This window comes from Alicyclobacillus acidiphilus NBRC 100859 (assembly GCF_001544355.1).
GTDB lineage: Bacteria > Bacillota > Bacilli > Alicyclobacillales > Alicyclobacillaceae > Alicyclobacillus > Alicyclobacillus acidiphilus.
Map to the genome: position 1 here is coordinate 84,937 of NZ_BCQI01000003.1, position 20,226 is coordinate 105,162.

General features: G+C 57.1%; 19 protein-coding genes. 18 read left to right on the forward strand and 1 reads right to left on the reverse strand.

What is annotated here, in order from left to right:
• Nucleotides 1-53: 53 nt before the first annotated feature.
• From AAC01S_RS02210 to AAC01S_RS02220, 3 genes are read left to right on the forward strand one after another with little or no spacing between them, the layout of a single operon-like run.
• A complete protein-coding gene (locus AAC01S_RS02210) occupies nucleotides 54-590 on the forward strand; it encodes an RNA polymerase sigma factor (protein WP_067618088.1) in 537 nt (178 codons plus the stop codon).
• Complete coding sequence (locus AAC01S_RS02215) at nucleotides 587-1,090, forward strand: anti-sigma factor family protein (protein ID WP_067618090.1); 504 nt, start codon at nucleotides 587-589, stop codon at nucleotides 1,088-1,090. The genes AAC01S_RS02210 and AAC01S_RS02215 overlap by 4 nt, the downstream gene beginning before the upstream one ends.
• Nucleotides 1,087-1,947, forward strand: coding sequence for a hypothetical protein (locus AAC01S_RS02220; protein ID WP_067618093.1), 861 nt, complete (start codon nucleotides 1,087-1,089; stop codon nucleotides 1,945-1,947). Before AAC01S_RS02215 ends, AAC01S_RS02220 begins: the two co-directional genes overlap by 4 nt.
• A 288-nt stretch (nucleotides 1,948-2,235) precedes the next feature.
• Here the strand turns inward: AAC01S_RS02220 and AAC01S_RS02225 are convergent, their stop codons facing one another.
• Nucleotides 2,236-2,790, reverse strand: a complete 555-nt coding sequence (locus tag AAC01S_RS02225) for a hypothetical protein (protein WP_067618096.1) — start codon at nucleotides 2,788-2,790, stop codon at nucleotides 2,236-2,238.
• 75 nt (nucleotides 2,791-2,865) lie between these two features.
• Between AAC01S_RS02225 and AAC01S_RS02230 the strand changes: the two genes are divergently transcribed.
• From AAC01S_RS02230 to AAC01S_RS02300, 15 genes are all read left to right on the forward strand, one after another.
• On the forward strand, nucleotides 2,866-3,072 hold the full coding sequence (locus AAC01S_RS02230) for a heavy-metal-associated domain-containing protein (protein WP_067618100.1): 207 nt from the start codon (nucleotides 2,866-2,868) through the stop codon (nucleotides 3,070-3,072).
• Between the two features lie 312 nt (nucleotides 3,073-3,384).
• Nucleotides 3,385-3,675, forward strand: coding sequence for a metal-sensitive transcriptional regulator (locus AAC01S_RS02235; protein WP_067618102.1), 291 nt, complete (start codon nucleotides 3,385-3,387; stop codon nucleotides 3,673-3,675).
• 13 nt (nucleotides 3,676-3,688) lie between these two features.
• Entirely contained in the window at nucleotides 3,689-5,869 is a 2,181-nt protein-coding gene (locus AAC01S_RS02240; RefSeq protein ID WP_083511437.1) for a heavy metal translocating P-type ATPase, read from the forward strand.
• Between the two features lie 211 nt (nucleotides 5,870-6,080).
• The gene (locus tag AAC01S_RS02245; protein ID WP_067618104.1) at nucleotides 6,081-7,367 is read left to right on the forward strand and encodes a recombinase family protein; all 1,287 of its coding nucleotides are present in this window, start codon (nucleotides 6,081-6,083) and stop codon (nucleotides 7,365-7,367) included.
• Between the two features lie 143 nt (nucleotides 7,368-7,510).
• Nucleotides 7,511-8,734, forward strand: coding sequence for a recombinase family protein (locus tag AAC01S_RS02250; RefSeq protein WP_083511438.1), 1,224 nt, complete (start codon nucleotides 7,511-7,513; stop codon nucleotides 8,732-8,734).
• Between the two features lie 403 nt (nucleotides 8,735-9,137).
• A complete protein-coding gene (locus AAC01S_RS02255; protein WP_067618108.1) occupies nucleotides 9,138-10,592 on the forward strand; it encodes an MFS transporter in 1,455 nt (484 codons plus the stop codon).
• A gap of 104 nt (nucleotides 10,593-10,696) precedes the next feature.
• The gene (locus AAC01S_RS02260; RefSeq protein WP_245630031.1) at nucleotides 10,697-11,647 is read left to right on the forward strand and encodes a cation diffusion facilitator family transporter; all 951 of its coding nucleotides are present in this window, start codon (nucleotides 10,697-10,699) and stop codon (nucleotides 11,645-11,647) included.
• 395 nt (nucleotides 11,648-12,042) lie between these two features.
• A complete protein-coding gene (locus AAC01S_RS02265; RefSeq protein ID WP_245630032.1) occupies nucleotides 12,043-12,453 on the forward strand; it encodes a glycosyl hydrolase family 18 protein in 411 nt (136 codons plus the stop codon).
• A 133-nt stretch (nucleotides 12,454-12,586) separates the two neighbouring features.
• Nucleotides 12,587-13,042 (forward strand): Rrf2 family transcriptional regulator, encoded by a 456-nt coding sequence (locus tag AAC01S_RS02270; protein WP_067618112.1) that lies wholly within the window; start codon nucleotides 12,587-12,589, stop codon nucleotides 13,040-13,042.
• A 613-nt stretch (nucleotides 13,043-13,655) separates the two neighbouring features.
• Nucleotides 13,656-14,762: an XRE family transcriptional regulator gene (locus AAC01S_RS02275; RefSeq protein WP_067618115.1), complete on the forward strand. Its 1,107-nt coding sequence runs from the start codon at nucleotides 13,656-13,658 to the stop codon at nucleotides 14,760-14,762.
• 42 nt (nucleotides 14,763-14,804) lie between these two features.
• Nucleotides 14,805-15,845: an extracellular solute-binding protein gene (locus AAC01S_RS02280; protein WP_067618125.1), complete on the forward strand. Its 1,041-nt coding sequence runs from the start codon at nucleotides 14,805-14,807 to the stop codon at nucleotides 15,843-15,845.
• 3 nt (nucleotides 15,846-15,848) lie between these two features.
• The gene (locus tag AAC01S_RS02285) at nucleotides 15,849-16,631 is read left to right on the forward strand and encodes an ABC transporter permease (protein WP_067618128.1); all 783 of its coding nucleotides are present in this window, start codon (nucleotides 15,849-15,851) and stop codon (nucleotides 16,629-16,631) included.
• Nucleotides 16,612-17,637 carry an ATP-binding cassette domain-containing protein gene (locus AAC01S_RS02290; protein ID WP_067618140.1) on the forward strand — a complete coding sequence of 342 codons (1,026 nt, stop codon included), beginning with the start codon at nucleotides 16,612-16,614 and terminating at the stop codon, nucleotides 17,635-17,637. Before AAC01S_RS02285 ends, AAC01S_RS02290 begins: the two co-directional genes overlap by 20 nt.
• Nucleotides 17,638-17,755: 118 nt before the next feature.
• Nucleotides 17,756-18,778, forward strand: a complete 1,023-nt coding sequence (locus AAC01S_RS02295) for a LacI family DNA-binding transcriptional regulator (protein ID WP_067618143.1) — start codon at nucleotides 17,756-17,758, stop codon at nucleotides 18,776-18,778.
• 21 nt (nucleotides 18,779-18,799) lie between these two features.
• Nucleotides 18,800-20,161, forward strand: coding sequence for an ABC transporter substrate-binding protein (locus AAC01S_RS02300; RefSeq protein WP_067618147.1), 1,362 nt, complete (start codon nucleotides 18,800-18,802; stop codon nucleotides 20,159-20,161).
• The last annotated feature ends 65 nt before the right edge of the window (nucleotides 20,162-20,226 follow it).

Consider the following 20,226-nt stretch of genomic DNA (forward strand, 5'->3'; position numbering starts at 1 on the left):
CTTTCCCGCGATTTCATTTCAGGTTACCTTCATCACTTCGGGAGGTTGATTGGTTGGACCAGAACGACATCAACCTAATCCGAGCTGCGCGTAAAGGGGACACCAATGCCTTCGCGCATATCGTTGGCAATTACAAGGACTACGTGTATCGAACGGCACTGCACATCGTGCGGGATTGCCACGATGCCGAAGATGTCACACAAGAGGTGTTCATGAAGGCATATAAGGCCCTGCGGAAACTCAAGGATGAGCGGACATTTCCAGCGTGGCTGGCTCAAATCGCGACACGGACTTCGCTGGATTGGCTTAAATCCAAGCGCCGCCACCCAACCACGGATTGGGAGTCGGAGGAGGAAATTCGCGGCGACACGGGCGTGATGGCCGTTACGACCATCGAGGTGGACCAAGCCTTGGCAAGTTTAAGCGAGGAGCACCGTGTGGTGACCCTGTTGCGAGCCGTGTACGGATTCGAGTACGAAGAAATTGCGAACATTCTCGATATCCCCATTGGAACGGTCCGATCCCGACTGCATCACGCGAGACTGCAGCTGCGGCAATATCTGAAAGAAGAAAGGGGAGATGAGCGATGAATTGTCACGAGGTCCGTCCGATGTTCACGGCCTATATCGACGGAGCACTCTCACCAGGGGAGTACGACACGGTTGCCCGTCACGTCGCCGGATGTCCGTCGTGCCAGGCGCTGTTGGCAGAATTGGAGGAGACAACGTTCGTCTTGGTCGATTTGGTGGAATCAACGACCGCCCCTATGGATATCGAACAACGCGTCATGGCGGAAATCCAAGCATTGAATCAGACGCGCCAAGCCAATCGGCTCTCCCTTGTGCCAGCGATTGCGGGGATATTGGGTTTCGCGATCATCGCCGCCATCCTCCTCTCTCCAGCGGGGATGATCATTCGAGTCACGTTCCGGTTGCTGTATCGGGCATCCGGCGGGATCGCAACAGTACCTGTGCTGCTCGGTCACTGGTGGGTCATCGTCTTCGCGATCTCAGCCTTGATGCTCATCTGGTTTTCCGTTGCCGCGGTATTGCGATTACTCCGTTCCGTCCAAAGTGAGGTCCTGCTATGAAACGCTGGTGGGTATGGATCGGGATCGTCGTCGTGGTCCTCTTGATTATTGTGGTTCCGTTCGTTCACATGAGAAATGTTCTTGCGGTCAGGCAGACAGATACGCTCATCAGCCAGTCGACGACGACCATCCCAAAAGGGCAGAGCATTGCAGACGTCGTGGTACTCGGTCACAACGTGAACGTATCAGGCAACGTCTATGAGCTCCTCTTCGTAGTGAACGGAGACATTCATCTGGGGCCGACTGCCCGCGCCGATATGGTCATCGATTTAGGCGGAACCGTTCGGGAAGCTCCCGGCGCCCACGTCAATCAGTTGTTCCACATTTCTCTCACCACACCGTTTTGGAACGGGGCCCTCGTCGGCGTTCTACTCGCAGCCATGGTTTGGGGAGGATTCTTATTCCTAAGCATTGTCATGGTCATGCTCTCGGTGATTGTGACATGGGTCCTGCGCAATCGTCTGCATGTGCCATTGAACACCATGGATCGCTCAATACGCAAAACAGGTGTGATCGGTTTACTAACCAGCATCGGGGCGATAGCAGTCATTGCGCTGCTGTCGATCACGATCATCGGCATCCCGCTGGCCGGCGTCTTCGCGCTCGTTTACGCCGTCGTCGGTGTCATCGGCCTCGGACTGGTCTCACTATGGTTAGGGAAATTTGCGTTTCGAAATTCCTCCACCGAGCGTCCAGCGTGGCTCATGACGTTGCTTGGCTCAAGCCTATTGGCCGCGTTCTGTAACATCCCGTTTGTTGGGCTCGTGTTGTTCGCGCTGTTCTGGTGCGTCGGCGTCGGCGTCACGACGGTGTGGGGCTGGAACGCTTGGCGAACACGGAAGTCGCGGAGAGGGTAAGGAGACGCGGAACGGAGCGCGGGGGCGCGGAGGCGCAGGGGCGCAGGGGCGCAGGGGCGCGGAGGCGCGGAGGCGCGGGGGCGAATAAGCGCTCGCTGGCGGCTTATTTGTGTCGAATCGGAGGATTTGAGCCGAATAAGCGGCTGAGAGAGGCTTAATTGCCTGAAATCCTGCCATTTCGGCGGCCTCGGAGGCGAATAAGCCTTCTGTGGCCGCCTATTTTGCCTTCGATCCGGTCACTCCATCAAAATAAGCGACTGAGAGACGCTTATACGTGTACTACCTTCATCACCACTCCGCGATCTCGCCTTGCGCCTTCGCGATCACGCCGCCATAGCGGAACTTTTGCCCCTTATGCGGCTGCGGCGCCATCCGCGCCGTCACGCCCGTGCCGCCATAGCGGAACTTTTGTCCCTTATGCGGCCGCGGCGCCATCCGCGCCTTCGCGATCGCGCCGCCGTAGCGGAACTTTTGTCCCTTATGCGGCCGCGGCGCCATCCGTGCCTTCGCGATCGCGCCGCCGTAGCGGAACTTTTGCCCCTTATGCGGCCGCGGCGCCATCCGCGCCGTCACGCCCGTGCCGCCATAGCGGAACTTTTGTCCCTTATGCGGCTGCGGCGCCATCCGCGCCTTCGCGATCGTGCCGCCATAGCGGAACTTTTGTCCCTTATGCGGCCGCGGCGCCATCCGCGCCTTCGCGATCGCGCCGCCGTAGCGGAACTTTTGTCCCTTATCCGGCTGGCCGCCGCCTCGCGCCGTCACGCCCGTGCCGCCATAGCGGAACTTTTGTCCCTTATCCGGCTGGCCGCCGCCTCGCGCCAGCCCGCTCCCGCCGCTGTACAAACTCTCGTGACCGCATTGCGTTGACTTGTATACCATACGGGGGTATAGTAATTACATGAAAGGGGTGCATGGAAGATGGCAACGATCACGATTCCGGTCAAGGGTATGACCTGCAGCGGCTGTGTCAATTCGGTCACCAAGGCACTCAAGGGTGTCGATGGTGTGGAGACGGTCGAAGTTAGTCTGGAAGCAAATCAGGCGACTGTGACCTATGACGAAGCCAAGGCGTCCGAAGACACGCTTAAGGAAGCCATCGAGGACGCGGGGTACGACGTGGCCTAACGTTCTGGCCTAACGATCTCGGCGTAAAGATCTTGCCTTACCATTTTGCCTAACGATTGGGCCGCGGCGAAGCAATTCGCCTCGGCCTCAGTGTTCACGGAAGGTGGGTTGGCTTGGGCGTATCGTGGGTATCGTTTTTCAATACGTCTCGATCATCCCTCATCACTCACCAGAATTTGCGTGAAGCGGGCGAGACGCGTTGAAAGCCGATACGTCGTTCCTGGATGGCAACCGACTGGTCCGGATTGGTTTTAGGCACGTTTCGGTTCGTTGTACAGGGCGGTGTCAAACATCGAATGCGAGGTGCAGGGCATGAGTGAACACAATCACAGTTATGGCAACCATAAATCCGAGTTGTTGGCGCGATTGAAGCGGATTGAGGGGCAGGTTCGAGGGATTCAGAAGATGATCGAAGAGGATCGGTACTGTGTGGACATCATCACGCAACTGGCGGCTGTGAAAAGCGCAACCAATCAGGTGGCGCTCAACCTGCTCGATTCGCATGCCCATCACTGCGTGAAGGAAGCGCTCGCGACGGGCAATGACGCCGATCAAAAGATCGACGAACTCATGGACGTGGTTCGAAAAGTGTCAAAAGGGTAAGGGGATGTGTTAGATGGCAATCGAGGAACCAAACGTTCGCGAAGCCACCTTTGCCATCGAGGGTATGACTTGTGCGGCGTGCGCAGCGCGCATTGAGAAGGTGGTCGGGCGCGTCAAAGGGGTCAAGTCCGTTCAGGTGAATCTCGTGTCTGAGAAGGGCAAGGTCGCGTACCTGCCGGGGGTGACGTCGGAACAGGACATCATCCAAGCGGTGGAGAAGGCAGGGTACTCGGCGCACGTATTCACGGAGGACATGGAGAAACACGAACGCGAGAAGAAGGCGCGAGCGCATCGGCGAGAGCTGTACACGTTTACGTTCTCCGTTGTGTTGACGCTCCCGCTGGTCATTCAGATGTTCGCGATGCTCGCTGGCGCCGGGGCTTTGATGCCAAGTTGGGTCAGTCTGATTCTCGCGACGCCGGTTCAATTTTTCGTGGGCTGGCGCTTCTACAAAGGCGCGTATCATTCGTTGCGCGGCGGCGCGGCAAATATGGATGTCCTGGTCGCGCTTGGCACGTCTGTGGCATACGTGTACAGCGTCGCCTTGGTCGCCCTGGGGCGCACCGATACGTATTTTGATTCCTCGGCCACGGTCGTCACGCTGATTTACATGGGCAAATTGTTGGAATCTCGGGCGAAACGGCGCTCCAGTTCAGCCATTGAGCAACTCGCGAAGTTGGGCGCCAGAGTTGCCCATGTGATTCGGGACGGCGAAGAATTCGACGTTCCGGTTGAGGAGCTTCAAGTTGGTGATCTCGTCCGTGTTCGACCGGGTGAAAAAGTGCCCGCGGACGGGGTCATCGCGGACGGGGCAACGTCCATCGACGAATCGTTTTTAACGGGTGAGTCGATGCCCGTCGCGAAACAGGCAGGTTCCCCAGTCGTTGGCGCGTCCGTCAATCAGACGAACGCCTTCACGATGATGGTGACCAAGGTCGGCGCGGACACGGCGCTCGCGCAAGTGATCCGGCTTGTCGATGCGGCACAGGGATCGAAGGCGCCTGTTCAACGCCTCGCGGACACGATCTCGGGAATTTTTGTCCCCATCGTACTGGGTATCGCGTTTGTCACGTTTTTCGCGTGGGGCATCTTCGGCGGCTGGACGCATGCGCTCGTCGCCGCGGTGGCCGTCCTCGTCATCGCCTGCCCATGTTCCCTGGGGCTGGCGACCCCGACGGCCATCATGGTCGGCACGGGACTTGGCGCGGAACACGGCATTCTCATCAAGGGCGGCGAACATCTGGAACTTGCACACAAGGTCAACACGGTCGTATTGGACAAGACGGGGACGATCACGGCGGGGAAGCCGTCCGTGATCGACGTCTGGAGTGCCGAAGCGGCGAGCGAAGCCGATCTGGTCCGGCTTGCGGCTGCGCTGGAAGCGCAAAGCGAGCATCCACTTGGCAGGGCGATTGTGGAGTATGCCCGGGAGCGCGGGGGTGTGTGGCCGGAAGCGTCTGAGGTTCGCGCTGTTCCCGGAAAAGGGATCGAAGCGAACATCGATGGTCATGTCGTTCGCGTTGGCAATCGCCGCTGGATCGCCGAGGAGTTGTACATCCAAGTGCCTGATGAACGTCTCGCCGCGTACGAAAGTGAGGCGAAGACGGCCGTGATCGTCGCCAGCGATGACCAAATCATGGGGGTGATCGCCATCGCGGATGCCGTGAAACCCGACGCGAAGCAAGCCGTCGAGCGACTGCGGGCGATGGGCATCGACGTCTGGATGGTGACTGGGGATAACGAACGGACGGCGGAGGCGGTGGCCTCGCAGGTCGGGATCGATCACGTCATGGCCTCGGTCCTGCCGCAGGATAAGGTGGGGAAGGTGGCCGAGCTCAAGCGTCGGGGCAGCGTGGTGGCGATGGTCGGAGACGGCATCAACGACGCGCCGGCGCTTGCCGAGGCCGATATCGGGATCGCCATGGGGACAGGCACGGATATCGCGATGGAGGCGGCGGACATTGCCCTGATGCGGTCCAATTTGATGGGCGTGGTGAACGCCATCGAGTTGTCCAAGGCGACGATGCGAAAGATTCGGCAGAACCTGTTCTGGGCGTTCTTCTACAACGTCATCGGGATTCCACTCGCGGCGGCGGGGATTTTGAATCCGATGATCGCGGGTGCGGCGATGGCCTTGAGCTCGGTCAGCGTCGTGTCAAACAGCCTGCTGCTCAAAGGCCGGCGCTTCGATTGATCCGCCTGTGATGGTCTTGCCGGCGGTCGATCGCGCCCTCAGGCAAGTGGACAAACGGCTCCATCATATCCATCCCATGAGGTGATGGGTATGCCAGGTGAAAAGGTCACTGTCGACTCGGTGTCGTATGGCCGTGTCAGCCAAGAGACCATCCGCGAAGAAGTGATGGAACTGTTCTTGCTGTATCGAAACATGCGCAGGAGGTAGAAGCATGCCTACCTGCGCCATTTACGCTCGCGTGTCGGATGAATCCCAGGTCAAAGGCGATTCCATCGAACATCAAATTGCATTCTGCCGGGAAGTGGCGCGAATTCGCAGCCTGGATAGCGACGATCCGTGGACGATCCCAGCGGAGTGCGTGTATGTCGATGAAGGTATCACAGGTACGAGCCTGATTAAACGCCAGCAGGTGCAGCGACTGATCCGTGACGCAAGGGATCGGCGATTTGAAGTGGTCCTGTTCAAAGGGATCTCACGGTTTGCGCGTGATACGGTCGATGCCCTTGTCATGCTGCGTACCTTGCTGTCGTGCCATGTACGCGTGATATCCATGGAAGAAAACTTCGACAGCCTGCGAGACAACGCCGAGTTTGTGTTTACCATTCACAGCGCCTTGGCCCAGGCCGAGTCGGAGAAGACCGCGATTCGCGTGCGGATGGGGGCGAGCCAAAAGGCGCGATCCGGCCAGTGGAATGGGCAGCCCCCGGATGGGTACGTGCTCGACCCGCTGACGAAGCGCCTCGACATCGATTGGTCGTTCGCGCCGGTGATTCGGGAGATATTTACATTGTACGTGAACGGATACGGCGCGAGACGGATTGCCGACCTGTTGAACGAAAACGGCCAGTTCACGAAGCGCGGATACAGGTGGACGCAGAGAAGTGTCTCGCGGATTGTGCAGAATCCCGTGTATGTCGGCGACGTCGTCTATGGGCGGCGAGAGCGGCGCTATACGGTGTCTGAACATGACGATTTGTTTTCACGCAAGCGTATCATGCGGTTCACAAACGATGTAAGCAAGGTCGTCGTGTGTGAGAATGCCCACCCAGCGATTATCGATCGCGAAACGTTCGCGAGGGCCTTGGCGGCGAAGACCGCGAGACGGGCGTCGGGTGGCCGTGCGGGCAAACATCACCTGCTCACCAAGGGATTGATGAAGTGTTCCTGTGGGGGCAGCATGACCATCCGCTACAACGGATCGGGCACGGCGTATTACCGTTGTCTTCGTCAGATGGACAAGGGGAAGACCGTATGTGATCAGCCCTATATTCGTGCGGACGAGATCGAAGCCGCAGTTCTGGATCGAGTCCGGATGGACGTCGAAGCCGTCGTTCGATGGGATGAAACGCCGGACTTCCAGCGGACGATGCGGCGACTGTTAAGCATGCAAACGGATGATCCACACATCACGAAGCAGTTGCTCGCCAAGCTCGTGCGCTGCGTGTCGATTCATCGCCACAAGGTAACCATACAGTACCGCTTTCGTGAACATCCGTGAGTATGGGTGAACATGCGTGAACGTGAATTTGCTCGCGTGTCGTCAAATGTCGACCTGAGGACCTCCTCCGGCCATCGCTGCAACGACAAGTTCCGGCAGTCGGACAATCTGCACAGGCATAAGCATCATCGAGGTGATAGCCGATGCCTAGGTGTGCCATCTATGCTCGCGTGTCGGACGACGTACAGGTCAAGGGAGAGTCGATTGAGCACCAAATCTCCTTCTGTCAGGAGATCGCGCGCCGCCGCACAGTCGAGACGGGTGAAACCTGGACCGTCGCCGACAGTCTGACGTACGTCGACGAGGGCATCACAGGCACCAGCCTGGTGAAGCGCGCCGAAGTGCAGCGATTGATTCGCGATGCGAGAGCGGATCGGTTCGATGTCGTACTGTTTAAGGGCATATCGCGATTTGCGCGCGATACGGTCGACGCCTTGATCATGCTTCGCACGCTCCTGGCCTGTGGTGTGCGGGTCATTTCGATTGAGGAGAATTTTGACAGTCAACGCGATCAAGCGGAGTTCGTGTTCACCATCCACAGCGCGCTCGCTCAGGCGGAGTCCGAAAAGACCGCCATTCGAGTGCGCATGGGCGCTTTGCAGAAAGCCCGGCAGGGCAAGTGGAACGGCCCCCCTCCGGAGGGGTATCGGCTGAACCCGCTCACGAAGCGGCTCGATATCGATCCGGATGCAGCCCCGGTCATACGCGATATTTTCGATCTATACCTTCGCGGCTATGGATTTCGCAAAATCGCTCGGATCTTGAACGATCGCGGCCAATCGACGAAACAGGGCCATCCCTGGACGCAGCGGCGGATCGGGCGCATCCTGTCCAATCCTGCCTACGTCGGCGATGTCGCGTACGGACGCCGCGAACGAAAAATTGCGGTGCCGGATGACGGCGAGCTGCTCTCGCGACGGAAAACGACGGTCTGGGTGAAAAATCGCGACGCCGCGATTGTCTGCCGCGACGCGCATCCTGCCATCGTCGATCGCGACACATTCGAGCGGGTCGCCGCACGCCTGGTCCAAAGACGCGAACGTTCGCCAAATGGGAGCAAGGCGCAGTTGTTGAGCGGTTTGCTGGCGTGTTCCTGCGGATCGAGCATGGTAACGCACTACAATGCCCATGGAACGCGGTACTATCGATGCGCAGGGCGAGCCAAACACGGTCGAGCGTTTTGCAATCAGCCATTCGTTCGCGCGGACGACGTGGAATCGTTCGTCGTCCGCGAGGCCTCGGCACACGCCCACGTTCAAGACCCGGCGAACATCGCAGGCGGTGACATGCGCTCGTGGCTGCAGCATGTGATTCAACGGGTCACGGTCGATCACGGCGAATTTCAAATGACCTATCGCCCATCGTGATGACGCCTTCAGGAAAGGGTTTCTGTTGAACCTCTGGATATACCGCTTTATACTGCGAGAAGCGAAACGTTGAACGCAACAGTTGCGAAGCCCACTAGGGGAAGCCCACAAAGGTGGGCTTTATGTTGCGCGATTGCTCTCGTGGGCAGCTTGGCATTCAACGGGTCTACGCGAATACACACAGCTTGGTAAACGCGTCAGGCCCAAGGATTGAATCAGGAGAGCGCAGATCTCATCAGACGCTCAGGCCATGCGCTCTCCGCGTAATTTCGGCTGGGCCGGCGCGGAGTGGGCCCTTCCTTTGCCCAATTGTAAAGGTTTCGATCTTGGCAGACTGTTCTCGCTGTGCTGTAATAAGCGTAGAGTAACTTGTTATGACATCATAAGGAGTTGTGGGCGGAGCATGCGAGAGCCCGAGGGGGAGTTTGCCGTGATCGACAAAGTGCCGCTGCAATCGGTGTGTCATCGCGAGAAGTACCATTGGTTCGTGGTTGGAACGGTCTGCGTCGGAGCGTTCATGGCTGCGCTCGATTCCAGCATCGTCAACATCTCTTTGCCCGTGCTGAAGCACGCTTTCGGCACGCGAATGAGCACCATCGAGTGGGTGAGCCTGACCTATCTTTTGACGTTGGCGGCCACGATTGTGCCCTTCAGTCGACTCGCGGACATGTACGGCCGGCGCTGGATGTATACCATTGGTTTTTTCGTTTTTATCGTTGGTTCTCTCTCCTGTGGCCTCGCGGCCTCTTTGCCAGTGTTGTTCGGATCTCGAATTGTTCAAGCGCTGGGAGCGGCTATGCTGCAATCCAACAGTGTGTCGATCATCACGGCGGCGACACCTGCCAAAGATCGCGGCAAGGCCATCGGAATCCAGGCGATGGCGCAAGGTGTCGGATTGAGTCTGGGACCCGTGATTGGCGGCACGTTCCTCACGTTCTTGGGCTGGCGCTGGATTTTCTACGTGAACGTCCCAGTCGGCATCATGGGTACGCTTCTCGGCATCATGCTGTTGCCAGCGGACGAACGCCACCCGCGCTCGGGGAAATTTGACGTCTGGGGTACGATGGTCCTTGCGCCGACGCTTGTGGCGATTGTGTACGTTTTGAACTCGGGCTCACAGGCCGACTGGGGCTCCCTTGTCATGCTGGTGTGTTACGGCGTGATCGCGGCCGGGTTGACTGGATTTTGGTGGATTGAACGGAGGGTCCCGACGCCGATCGTGGATCTGAGCCTGTTTCGCAACCGAACGTTTGTTGTCGGGAACGCGTCCGTTGCCTTGTCCTTCGCCGTGATGTACGCGGTGATGTTTCTGGCGCCCTTTTATATGGACGATGTGCATCATCTGAACGCATTGACATCGGGCATCGTGTTGATGGTGATCCCCGTGGGCATGGCGATCTTCACGCCTTTGTCGGGTTTCCTGGCCGATCGCGTCGGCCCCAGGCTCCCATCCGTCCTGGGGATGTCTGTGGTCTGTGTCGGCGCATTGGCCATCTCCGTCTTCACAGTGTGGTACGCGGGTGTTTTGTTTGCCGCCGGGTTCTTTGTGATTGGCTGCGGCATGGGCGTCTTCACACCGGCGAACAACAGCCAGGTGATGGGAACGCTGCCCTCCAGTCGCCTCGGCGTCGGCGGCGGCATCCTGAACTTGGCGAGAACGCTCGGCATGGGCTTCGGTGTCGCGATGGGCGGCTTGTCGTATCAGGCGTTTTTGCGCATGTATGGCGCGATCGACGAGAACCGGCCTCGCATGGATCAAATGATCCCCGCTTTCCGCGATTCCTTTCTGCTCGTCGGCGTCTTGGCGCTTGTCGTGGTTCTCCTGCTGGTTCTGGGTGCGCGGAGATCGCGCTCCTAGAGTGATTTCAGCCGCCTTTCGGGTGCGGTTATCACGTCCGTATGACGTTTTTCGAACTTCACGCTATAATGGAATGAAAGTCTCTGGAGAGGAGAGCGCCGTACTTGAGCACGCACCATCATTCCCATGGACATGATCACGATCACGGCGACGTGTTTCACACGCATGCTCCTCTTGGAAAAATGCGGATGGCGTTCTTCCTGACGATGCTGATTCTTGTAGTAGAAGTTTTGGGCGGCGTATTTTCCGGGAGTCTCGCGCTGTTATCCGACGCTGGGCATGTGCTGACGGACATTGCCGCCTTAGGCTTGTCGTGGTACGCGATGAAACAAGCCGAGAGGCCGTCGAACCAGAGAATGACGTACGGCTATTATCGCGCCGGCATTTTGGCGGCGTTTATCAATGGGATCACACTGATTCTCATCACCTTGTGGATATTGTGGGAAGCGTATCAGAGATTTCAACGTCCCGAACAAGTGGCCCCGACGTGGATGTTGATCAGCGCGGGTATTGGTCTCGCGACGAATCTGTATCTGGGATTGGGTATGAGTCACCATCACGACATCAACGTTCGCAGCGCCGTGCTGCATATGATGGGGGACGCGGCGGCGTCGGCGGGCGTGATGGTCGGCGGCGTCATCATCGCCTTCACACACTGGTATCCGATCGATCCGATTTTGAGTGTGCTGATTGGATTGCTCATCGCCTTCGGCGCATGGCGCATCGTTCAGCAGACCGTGGTCATTCTGATGGAGGGCACGCCGCGTGACGTCGATTTGGATCGGGTGGTTGGAGCCATTCGCTCCGTGCCTGGTGTGAACAATGTCCACGACGTTCACGCGTGGACCATCACGAGCGGACGAAACGCCCTCTCTTGCCATATCGCCCTGAATGGATCGCAAACTGTCACCGACAGTCAATCGGTCATCCGCGAGATCGAACACCGCCTCGCGCATCTTGGCATTGGCCATGTGACGGTTCAAATGGAGGATCAGAACCATCCCCACGAGGACCACGTGTTTTGCACAAATCCCGATGGAACGCATCGCCATTGAGAGGATGGAAGTTGGGGAGTGTGGAAGTGCGCGAGCGGAAGTGAACAAAAGCGGTCCGAGGTGATTCCACGCTCGAACCGCTTTTCGCCATTCCCATCGTTTCCTGATTTAGACTTTCATCGATTGAATTGCTTGTTCAATACGTTCTGTTTTCTTCCTCAAAAAGCGATTGAGTGCGATCATTCCGGCTGCGAACGCGATAACCACGGCAACTGTTTCAACCATCTACTTGCACCTTCCTGAGAGTATTCGTGAAGATTGCCTACTGCATCTTCATCTCTGTAATCAGTCTACCCAAATTTGCTTGAAAAAAACTTCAAAGGTACCTTTGTGCGCAAAATCATACGTTCCAAAATGTGGATAACTCGTGTTGCACGATGGGCGGAGGACCTCCGATGGCCATCGCACCCGTCAACCAAGTGCGTGCCGTGTTGGAATACGCGACCAGCGTGATCGATTCCCGCAAAATTTTGTTTGGCATGTCGCTGTATGGGTACGACTGGCCGCTTCCGTTTGAGCAAGGGAAGACCAAGGCGAGCGGCCTCTCCAACAACGCGGCTCAGAACCTGGCGATCGCGGAGCAGGCGTCCATTTTCTGGGATCCAGAGTCGGCATCGCCTTACTTTGACTACGAGGCTGCCGGCGTTGCGCACCGCGTGTGGTTTGACGACGCGCAGAGCGCCGCCATTAAACTGTCCCTGTTGGATGAGTACAATCTTCGAGGTGTGTCAGTTTGGGTGCTGGGCAATGAGTTTCCGCAGTTGTGGTATATTCTCGAAGATTCGTACCGTATCACCAAACTGTAATGTGCAAGCTCCCTCACAGGCTGCCTTGGATATTCCGTCATCCAGGGCAGCCTGTGGTAGAATCGACAGGTACCCAATCGCGGCCCCTGTCGCGGAGGGGGAATCTGTTGTTGATGGATGGGGAGTACAGGACGTGCAATTGACGCGATTTACGGACTACTCTCTCAGGATCCTGATGTACGCGGCCGCATTGGATGAGGGAGAGTTGGCAAATATCGACGATATCGCCGAAACCTTTCATATATCCGCAAATCATTTGACGAAGAGTGTGCACCGACTCGGAAAACTGGGTTACATTCGAACCGTTCGCGGACGCCGCGGAGGATTCAGATTGGCGAAACAGCCGAGTGAGATTCGGATTGGGGAAGTCGTTCGCCAGACCGAAGAGAATTGGAATTTGCTCGAATGCTTTGACGCTGGCGACGCCTACTGCATTTTGAATCCAATGTGCAATTTGAAGCGTGTACTTGGTGAAGCCTTGAAGGCCTATCTTGCGGTACTCGACGCCTATACGCTGGAAGACATCGCGGGCAATCGTTCGTTGATGCGCCGTCTGTTGCGCGTTGGCGACCCTCGCCTTTCGACATAATCAGTCAAAAGGATCTTGTGGGTGAGTTCTTTTTTGCACCTTCGACAGGTTTCGGCAGGATTTGCATCACACCTGTGATATCGTAGCCCTACAGCATGATGTTTTGGGGGGCTTCTATTGCAGAACCAGTTCTGGACTCTTCGTGAGGATCGGGTCTGGTGCCTTGAGTGCCATGAACTACGCGATGTGAAAGACACCCTTTATGTGATGAACACCTGTTTTCGCTTGGTGCCTGAGGGTATGTATCGCTTTGGCTTGTGTTCCAGACATGGCGAAGAGACTCATCAATCGGACACGCCGAAACACGATACCTGATCCATAGATGTTCGTCGTGAAGTATCACACATATGCCGTGATAGATCTTCCTCTTGACTGATCTCCACACGCATCGCAACCACGAATGTACCGTGTGATTTTTTCGCGGGTGTGAGTGGTTCATTCAATACGGTTTTCCCCATGTTGTCGACTTGCCGCCCGCAGATCGAGTTGAGGGTGATGGTGAGGCAAGGCGCGTAATGCTTTTGTGGCACCTATATATTGTCTTGTACGAAATGACAAGTTTGATTGACAGAATGGTAAGCATTCTGTACTTTCACCGTATGGGGGTGATCGAGTGCTGAATAATCGCGTTCGTATGCTCCGGCAACGGGCTCAGATGCCGCAATCGGAACTGGCGGAAAGGATTGGCGTGTCTCGGCAAACGATTCGAGCGATTGAATCTGGCAGCGCGGTACCGAGCACCGTCATCGCGTTGCGGTTGGCGAAAGTTCTCGGCGCATCCGTCGAGGAAATCTTTCAGGAGTCGCCGGATGTGGCGCGGGCGGATGTCGTGATCGAGGGCAATCGGCTGGAAGTGGGAGATCGCGTCGTCGTGGCGCAGATCGACGGGCGTACGGTCGTCCATCCCGCGGAACTTTCGCCAGGTCAAGCCATCCCCATCGCCCCGCACGTCCATGTGGTTGGCAGCGAAGGCGATGGCACGAAGCCCGAGATGATTGGTTTTGGCCAACGGGATGCGGCACCTTGGACCATCATCGCTGGCTGCGATCCGGCCTTGTCGCTGCTCGCCAGCCACGCGTCCTCATCCAGGGGCGAAAGTCAGGTGTTTTGGCGCAATGCCAACAATGGCACGGCGAAGCGAATGTTGGAGCGTGGCACGACACATGTCGCCGCGCTGCATGGACCAGGCGAAGGGAGCCAGCATGTTTCGATGCCTGCCGAACTCCTGACGTCGTGCACCAAAGTTCACCTCGCGGCTTGGCAACTGGGGTGGGTTGTTCGGCGCGGCAATCCGCTCGGGTTTCGGGACGCGTCGCATTTGCAAAGCGGCAAGTTGCGGATTGTCAATCGTCCGATTGGTGCCGGAGCGCGCGCGTTGCTCGACGACGAGTTGAGCAGGGCGGGTGTCAGACCTCAACAGGTATCGCAGTATGAATGGACGGTCGGTGGTCATCTCGAAGTAGCCATGGCTGTCGACGCCGGGGCGGCCGACGTCGGGATCGCCGTCGCTGGTGTCGCGCAGGCGATGCATCTCGACTTCATTCCGATTCGAGATGAACGATGCGATCTCTGGATTCCACACCGGCACATGTCCGAACCTGGCGTTCAACAGTTGTTGGAGTCGTTGGCGTCCGATGTGTTTCGTTGGGATTTGGCCCGATTCGGCTCGTACGACGTCGCTCACACAGGTGAGATGGTCGACGTTCACGCGTTCCATTGAGTCGGCTCATGAAGTTCACTTGAATGAGGAGGAAATACATACATGACAAACAACAAGAAACGCGCTCGTGTCGTGAAGCAGGCCATCGCAGCTTCTTGCGCGTTGGTTGCTGGACTATCACTGACTGCCGTCGCCTACGCGCGCCACGCCAATAGCGGGGTTCCGGGCACAGCCGGTGCTGCGGACGCAAGCGGGATCGCCAACGTCGCCTATGCGGGTTCACTGCAATTGACCAACGATTCGTATATTGCGCCGGCCTTCGAAAAAGCGACCGGATTTTCCTATCAAGGATACGGCGAAGGTGCGAACGCGGTCGCCAACTTGATCAAATCGAATCAGATTACGCCCAACGTCTTCGAGAGCATCGGCACGACCCCGCTGCAAATGGTCGGCCGTGACAAAATCAACTGGGGCATCGGGTTCGCAAGTTCTCCGCTCGTCATCGCCTACTCGAAGAAATCCCCGTACGCGAAGCAGTTGGAGCAAATCGCAAGCGGAAAGGAACCGCTGACCTCGCTGTTCAAGTTGATGGAGAATCCCGATTTCCACTTGGGCCGAACCGATCCAAACGCAGATCCGCAAGGACAGTATTTCGTAATGATGATGCACCTGGCGGAAAAAGAACTGCACCTGCCCTCGGGGACAGCCAACAAGATTCTCGGTTCCGTCGAAAATTCTTCTCAAATTTTCTCGGAAACAGACATTCTCACCCGTCTGCAGGCCGGTCAGTTGGATGCGACGAGCGCGTACTTACCGGAAGCTGTGCAGAAACATTTGCCTTATATCAAATTGCCAAATACCATCAATATGGGTGCATCGGCCGACGCGAAACTGTACGCGACACAGCATCTCACACTGTCTGACGGTACGCGTGTGACAGGGGCGCCGATCGAGATCTACCTGTCTATGGTCAAAGGCACACCGAATCAAGACGCAGGTTTGGCGTTCGCGAAATTCACCTTGTCCAAGCAAGGACTTGCGATCTTCCGAAAGATGGGCTACACGTTGACACCGTTTACCATCTGGGGGCAGACGTCCGCGATTCCCCAAGCCATTCGCGCCGAATTGAAAGGCCAATCCTGATCCATGCATCGATTTACCACTTTGTGTGTGATTCTCGCGGCTCTGTGCAGCGCCTGTTTTCTGCTGGTGCCGGTCGTCGCCCTGCTGCTCCACGTCTCCTGGGGAACGCTCTGGCAGGTGTGGGGCAGCGACGGCCGCGAGCCATTTGTTCTTTCCTTGGAGACGACCAGTATCGCGATGGCGATGGTCATTGTCTTCGGGACACCGCTGGGCTGGCTGTTGGCTCGGGATCGACGCGTCGTGTGGCGCGTGACGGAATATCTCATGTTGATTCCTCTCCTGATGCCGCCGTTGGTGATTGGTCTGTTGCTCATCTACGCCTACGGCCCCTACGGGCCGATTGGAGCGATGTTGTACCATTTTCACATGTCGGCGATGAACACGCGGCTGGCGGTCGTGATCGCTCAGGTCTACGAGGCAGTTCCGTACTATGTGTTCGCGGCGCAGGAAGCGTTTCGCGGTGTTGATCCGGCCTATGAGCGAACTTCCTATTCACTTGGGGTATCACCCGGGAAAACGTTTCTTCGCATCACACTGCCATTGTCTTTGCCGGGTTTGCTGATGGGTCTCACGATGGCCTTCGCGAGAGCCATTGGCGCGTACGGCGCCGTGATGGTCGTCGCTTACAATCCACACACGCTGCCCGTCAGCATCTGGGTGGCCTTGGAGGAACAAGGATTACCCGTCGCGCTACCGTTGGCCTTGTTGCTCATCGTCACGGCGCTGCCGCTGCCGTTGGCCACAGCTTTCTGGAGGAGAATGCGCCATGCTGCGATTCAGTCTTGAATTGCCCCGTCGGCATTTCACGGTGTCTGTCGATCTCACCGTTGCAAAATACGCCATCCACGGCCTGTTTGGCGCATCCGCGACAGGCAAGTCCAGCGTGCTCTCGGCCATCGCAGGGTTTGAGACGGGGTATCGCCGCATGTTTCTCGCAATGGACGATGACGTCCTGGTCGACACCGAAGCCGCACCGAACATCGTTCGACCCGCGTGGCAGCGCGGAATTGCCTATCTGACGCAAGCGACGAAGCTGTTTCCACACATGTCGGTTATGCAGAACGTGCTCTATGGAGCGGCTCCGGACAGCGACGAGAAGTGGATCGACAGCGTGCTGGAGGCGCTCGATTTGCGCGGCTATTTGTCCAGTCGTCCGCAGCAGCTCTCGGGAGGCCTGGCGCAGCGCGTGGCATTGGCTCGGGCACTCGTCTCGCGCCCGCGCGTGCTGTTGTTGGACGAGCCGTTCTCCGCGCTCGACTGGATGTCCAGGCAGACGCTTCAGGAACTGGTCCACGCGGTGCATCGCCAGTTTGGCATGACGACGATCTTTGTCACCCACCAATTGACCGAAGCCCAGCGCCTCGCCGATACCATGTCGTTGATCGACGAGGGGCGCATCCTGCAGACCGGCTCTCCGCGTGAATTGTTGGAGTCGCCGGGATCGTGGCGGGCGGCCCAACTGATGGGCTATTCCGGTCGCATTCGCGACGGCGCTGGACGTTGTTACGCGATTCATGCGGATCGCACATGGTTGTCCCATCGCCCAGACCTGGGCATTTCGTTCGATAGTATCGTTCAGGACATCATGTGGTACGAAGGTCGACAGCGGGCGTCCGTGACACCTTGCAGGCCATGGGAGAGCGAGGGGCCTCTTTACGTCACACTTCCGCCCGATCAGAGCGTCCAGCCTGGAGACTGCGTGACGATTACGGCCATCGCTCCGCCCCGCCTGGACAGCGCTCCCGATGCCGTCCGACAGCCTTCTCCAATCCACCGAATCCCGCCCCGCTAATCTTGTCATTTTATCCGAAATGTAAGCGTTGACATTTCCATTTAGTTTAGAATAATATGGACTTGATCAGTTTATGAAATCGTTTTATGAAACTGTTACATGAAGGGGGTGTGAAAGCTTGCGAGTAACCATTCGCGACGTCGCCAACGCTGCGGGTGTCTCGGCTGCGACGGTGTCGCGCGTGCTCAATCGTCCGGATTTGGTCGATTCGGAAACGTTGGATCGCGTTCGCAGTGTCATGGAGATGATGGAATATCACCCCAACGCGATCGCCCGCGGATTATCTGTCCGGCGCAGTGAGACAATAGGTTTGATCGTACCGGGTATTACCGACCTGTTCTTCAACGAGCTGTACAAAGGCATCGACCAAGAGAGTCAACGCCACGGTCTCAAAGTTTTGTTATACGATTCGGAGCATTCGCGGGAACGGGCTCTTGAAGGATTTTCGTTTCTTGGCGGGTATCAGGTTGCCGGTATCATTTTCACGAGCAAACTGGTCACCGAGGATTACGATCCGATTCTTCAGCGGCTCGACATTCCCGTTGCGCTCACGTTGACGCAGCGAACATCGAAGACGCCTTTACCTGCGTTCCGGGTGGACGACGTCCGCGCGACGTTCGAGCTCGTTGCCTATTTGGTCTCTAGGGGGCACCGACAGATTGGAATGATTGCTGGCAAGCAAAGTGACGACTCGACCGGTCAGCTTCGATTACGCGGATACGAACAGGGACTGCAGCACTTTGGTATTCCGTTTGATCCTCGCCTCGTCGAATACGGGCAGTACCGATTCGACGATGGATATGCCGCAATGCAGCGCCTGCTCGACAAACAGCCGGACATTACCTTGACGGCTGTCTGCGCTGCTGCCGATGAAATGGCATTGGGCGCCATCCGCTGTCTCAACGATCACGGTTTGCGCGTCCCAGAGGACATGTCGGTCGTTGGTTTCGACGACTTACCGATTGCACGTATGGTAACCCCTCGTTTGACGACAGTCGCTCAACCGTTCGCCGACATTGGCGCCGAAGCTGTTCGTTGGCTGGTTGAAGCGATTGCTGACAACACGACTTCAGCGGAAGTTGGCGACTACTTTCTTCCGCATCGGATCGTCGAACGAGAATCTGTTCGAACGATTATGTGAGGATGAAGAGGAGGATAACCAATGAAACATCGTAAAAAGGCCATCAGTTTGATCGTCATGGGGACATCTGCAGTCGCGCTGGTTGTTGGGTGTTCAGCCAATACAACTCAGTCGACTGGGCAGGGAAACGCTTCTAGCGGCACAGCATCTGTAAAAGTCAATTCAACGGGCTCCAGTCATGTCGTCAACTACAAGAACGCGTCTGGCACCATCGTTTGGGCCGAATCGTTCACGACGGGCAATCTCGCGAACGAGCTCGTGAAAGCGTTTGAAAAGAAATATCCCAAAATCAAAGTCAAATTGCAGGTGCAGCCGTCTGACACGGACACCAACCGGGCTACCTTGACGACAGCCATCAGCGGTGGTTCGTCCACGCCTGACGTGTATATGGGGGACGTCATTTGGCCGGCGCAGTTCGCGAATTCCCAGCTTGCGGCGCCTCTGAGCGATTATCTGCCGAAGTCGTTTTGGAATCGTTTCTCCAATGGGCTTGTGAGCGGCGCCACCTATAACGGCAAGGTCTACGCCGCCCCGCTCTTTGCAGATACAGCCTTTCTGTATTATCGAAAGGATTTGCTCGCGAAATACCATCTGCCTGTACCGAAGACCTGGGAGCAAGTGAAGTCTGAAGCGGCACAAATTCAAAAGGCAGGCGGCGCCCGTTATGGATTTGTCTGGCAAGGGGCAGATTACGAAGGACTGACCTGCGACTTCGACGAATATCTCGCCGATGCTGGCGGTCAAGTGTTGAAGAACGGCAAAGCCGATTTGACGTCGCCCGCAGCCAATAAGGCCCTGAGCTTCATGCGAAGCCTCATCACATCCGGCGTCACGCCAAAGACCGTTGACACATTTCAGGAGAGCCAGTCTGAAAACGTATTCACGCAGGGCAACGCCGTATTCCTGAGGAACTGGTCCTATGCTTGGAGCGATTCGCAGACGCCGTCCACGTCGAAAGTTGTGGGCAAAGTCGGCGTCACAGCGTTGCCAACGTTCGCTGGGCACGGCAGCAGCGGCTACAGTACGGTCGGCGGTTGGGATTTGTACGTCAATCCGCATACGAAGGATTTGCCTGCCGCACTCCAATTCCTCGATTGGATGACAGGCACGCAAGCCCAGAGCATCTTGGCCGAAAATTCCGAGATGCCGACGAACAAAACCGTCGCGGACAGCAAGTCGCTGGCAAAATATAGCCCTGTATTCGCGCTTTTGCCGAAGGTGAAATTTGTATCGCGTCCATCTCAGACGCCTGAGTATCCAAGTGTTTCGAAGGCGATTTACGACAATGTCAACGAGGCGTTGGCCGGAAGCATCAGCGTCAGCAAGGCGTTGTCGCTGGCGAACCAACAAATCGACAACGCACAATCGTCGGGCGGACTGTAATCGTCAGTCGACGAAATGAATCCTCGTATTGACACATGAAACAGGCGAGGCGTCGTCGGGATCGG

Coding starts and splice junctions, on each gene's coding strand:
- AAC01S_RS02215 (WP_067618090.1), top strand. CDS start 587: ATGAATTGTCACGAGGTCCGTCCGATGTTCACGGCCTATATCGACGGA.
- AAC01S_RS02220 (WP_067618093.1), top strand. CDS start 1,087: ATGAAACGCTGGTGGGTATGGATCGGGATCGTCGTCGTGGTCCTCTTG.
- AAC01S_RS02230 (WP_067618100.1), top strand. CDS start 2,866: ATGGCAACGATCACGATTCCGGTCAAGGGTATGACCTGCAGCGGCTGT.
- AAC01S_RS02235 (WP_067618102.1), top strand. CDS start 3,385: ATGAGTGAACACAATCACAGTTATGGCAACCATAAATCCGAGTTGTTG.
- AAC01S_RS02240 (WP_083511437.1), top strand. CDS start 3,689: ATGGCAATCGAGGAACCAAACGTTCGCGAAGCCACCTTTGCCATCGAG.
- AAC01S_RS02245 (WP_067618104.1), top strand. CDS start 6,081: ATGCCTACCTGCGCCATTTACGCTCGCGTGTCGGATGAATCCCAGGTC.
- AAC01S_RS02250 (WP_083511438.1), top strand. CDS start 7,511: ATGCCTAGGTGTGCCATCTATGCTCGCGTGTCGGACGACGTACAGGTC.
- AAC01S_RS02255 (WP_067618108.1), top strand. CDS start 9,138: ATGCGAGAGCCCGAGGGGGAGTTTGCCGTGATCGACAAAGTGCCGCTG.
- AAC01S_RS02265 (WP_245630032.1), top strand. CDS start 12,043: ATGGCCATCGCACCCGTCAACCAAGTGCGTGCCGTGTTGGAATACGCG.
- AAC01S_RS02280 (WP_067618125.1), top strand. CDS start 14,805: ATGACAAACAACAAGAAACGCGCTCGTGTCGTGAAGCAGGCCATCGCA.
- AAC01S_RS02285 (WP_067618128.1), top strand. CDS start 15,849: ATGCATCGATTTACCACTTTGTGTGTGATTCTCGCGGCTCTGTGCAGC.
- AAC01S_RS02290 (WP_067618140.1), top strand. CDS start 16,612: ATGCTGCGATTCAGTCTTGAATTGCCCCGTCGGCATTTCACGGTGTCT.
- AAC01S_RS02300 (WP_067618147.1), top strand. CDS start 18,800: ATGAAACATCGTAAAAAGGCCATCAGTTTGATCGTCATGGGGACATCT.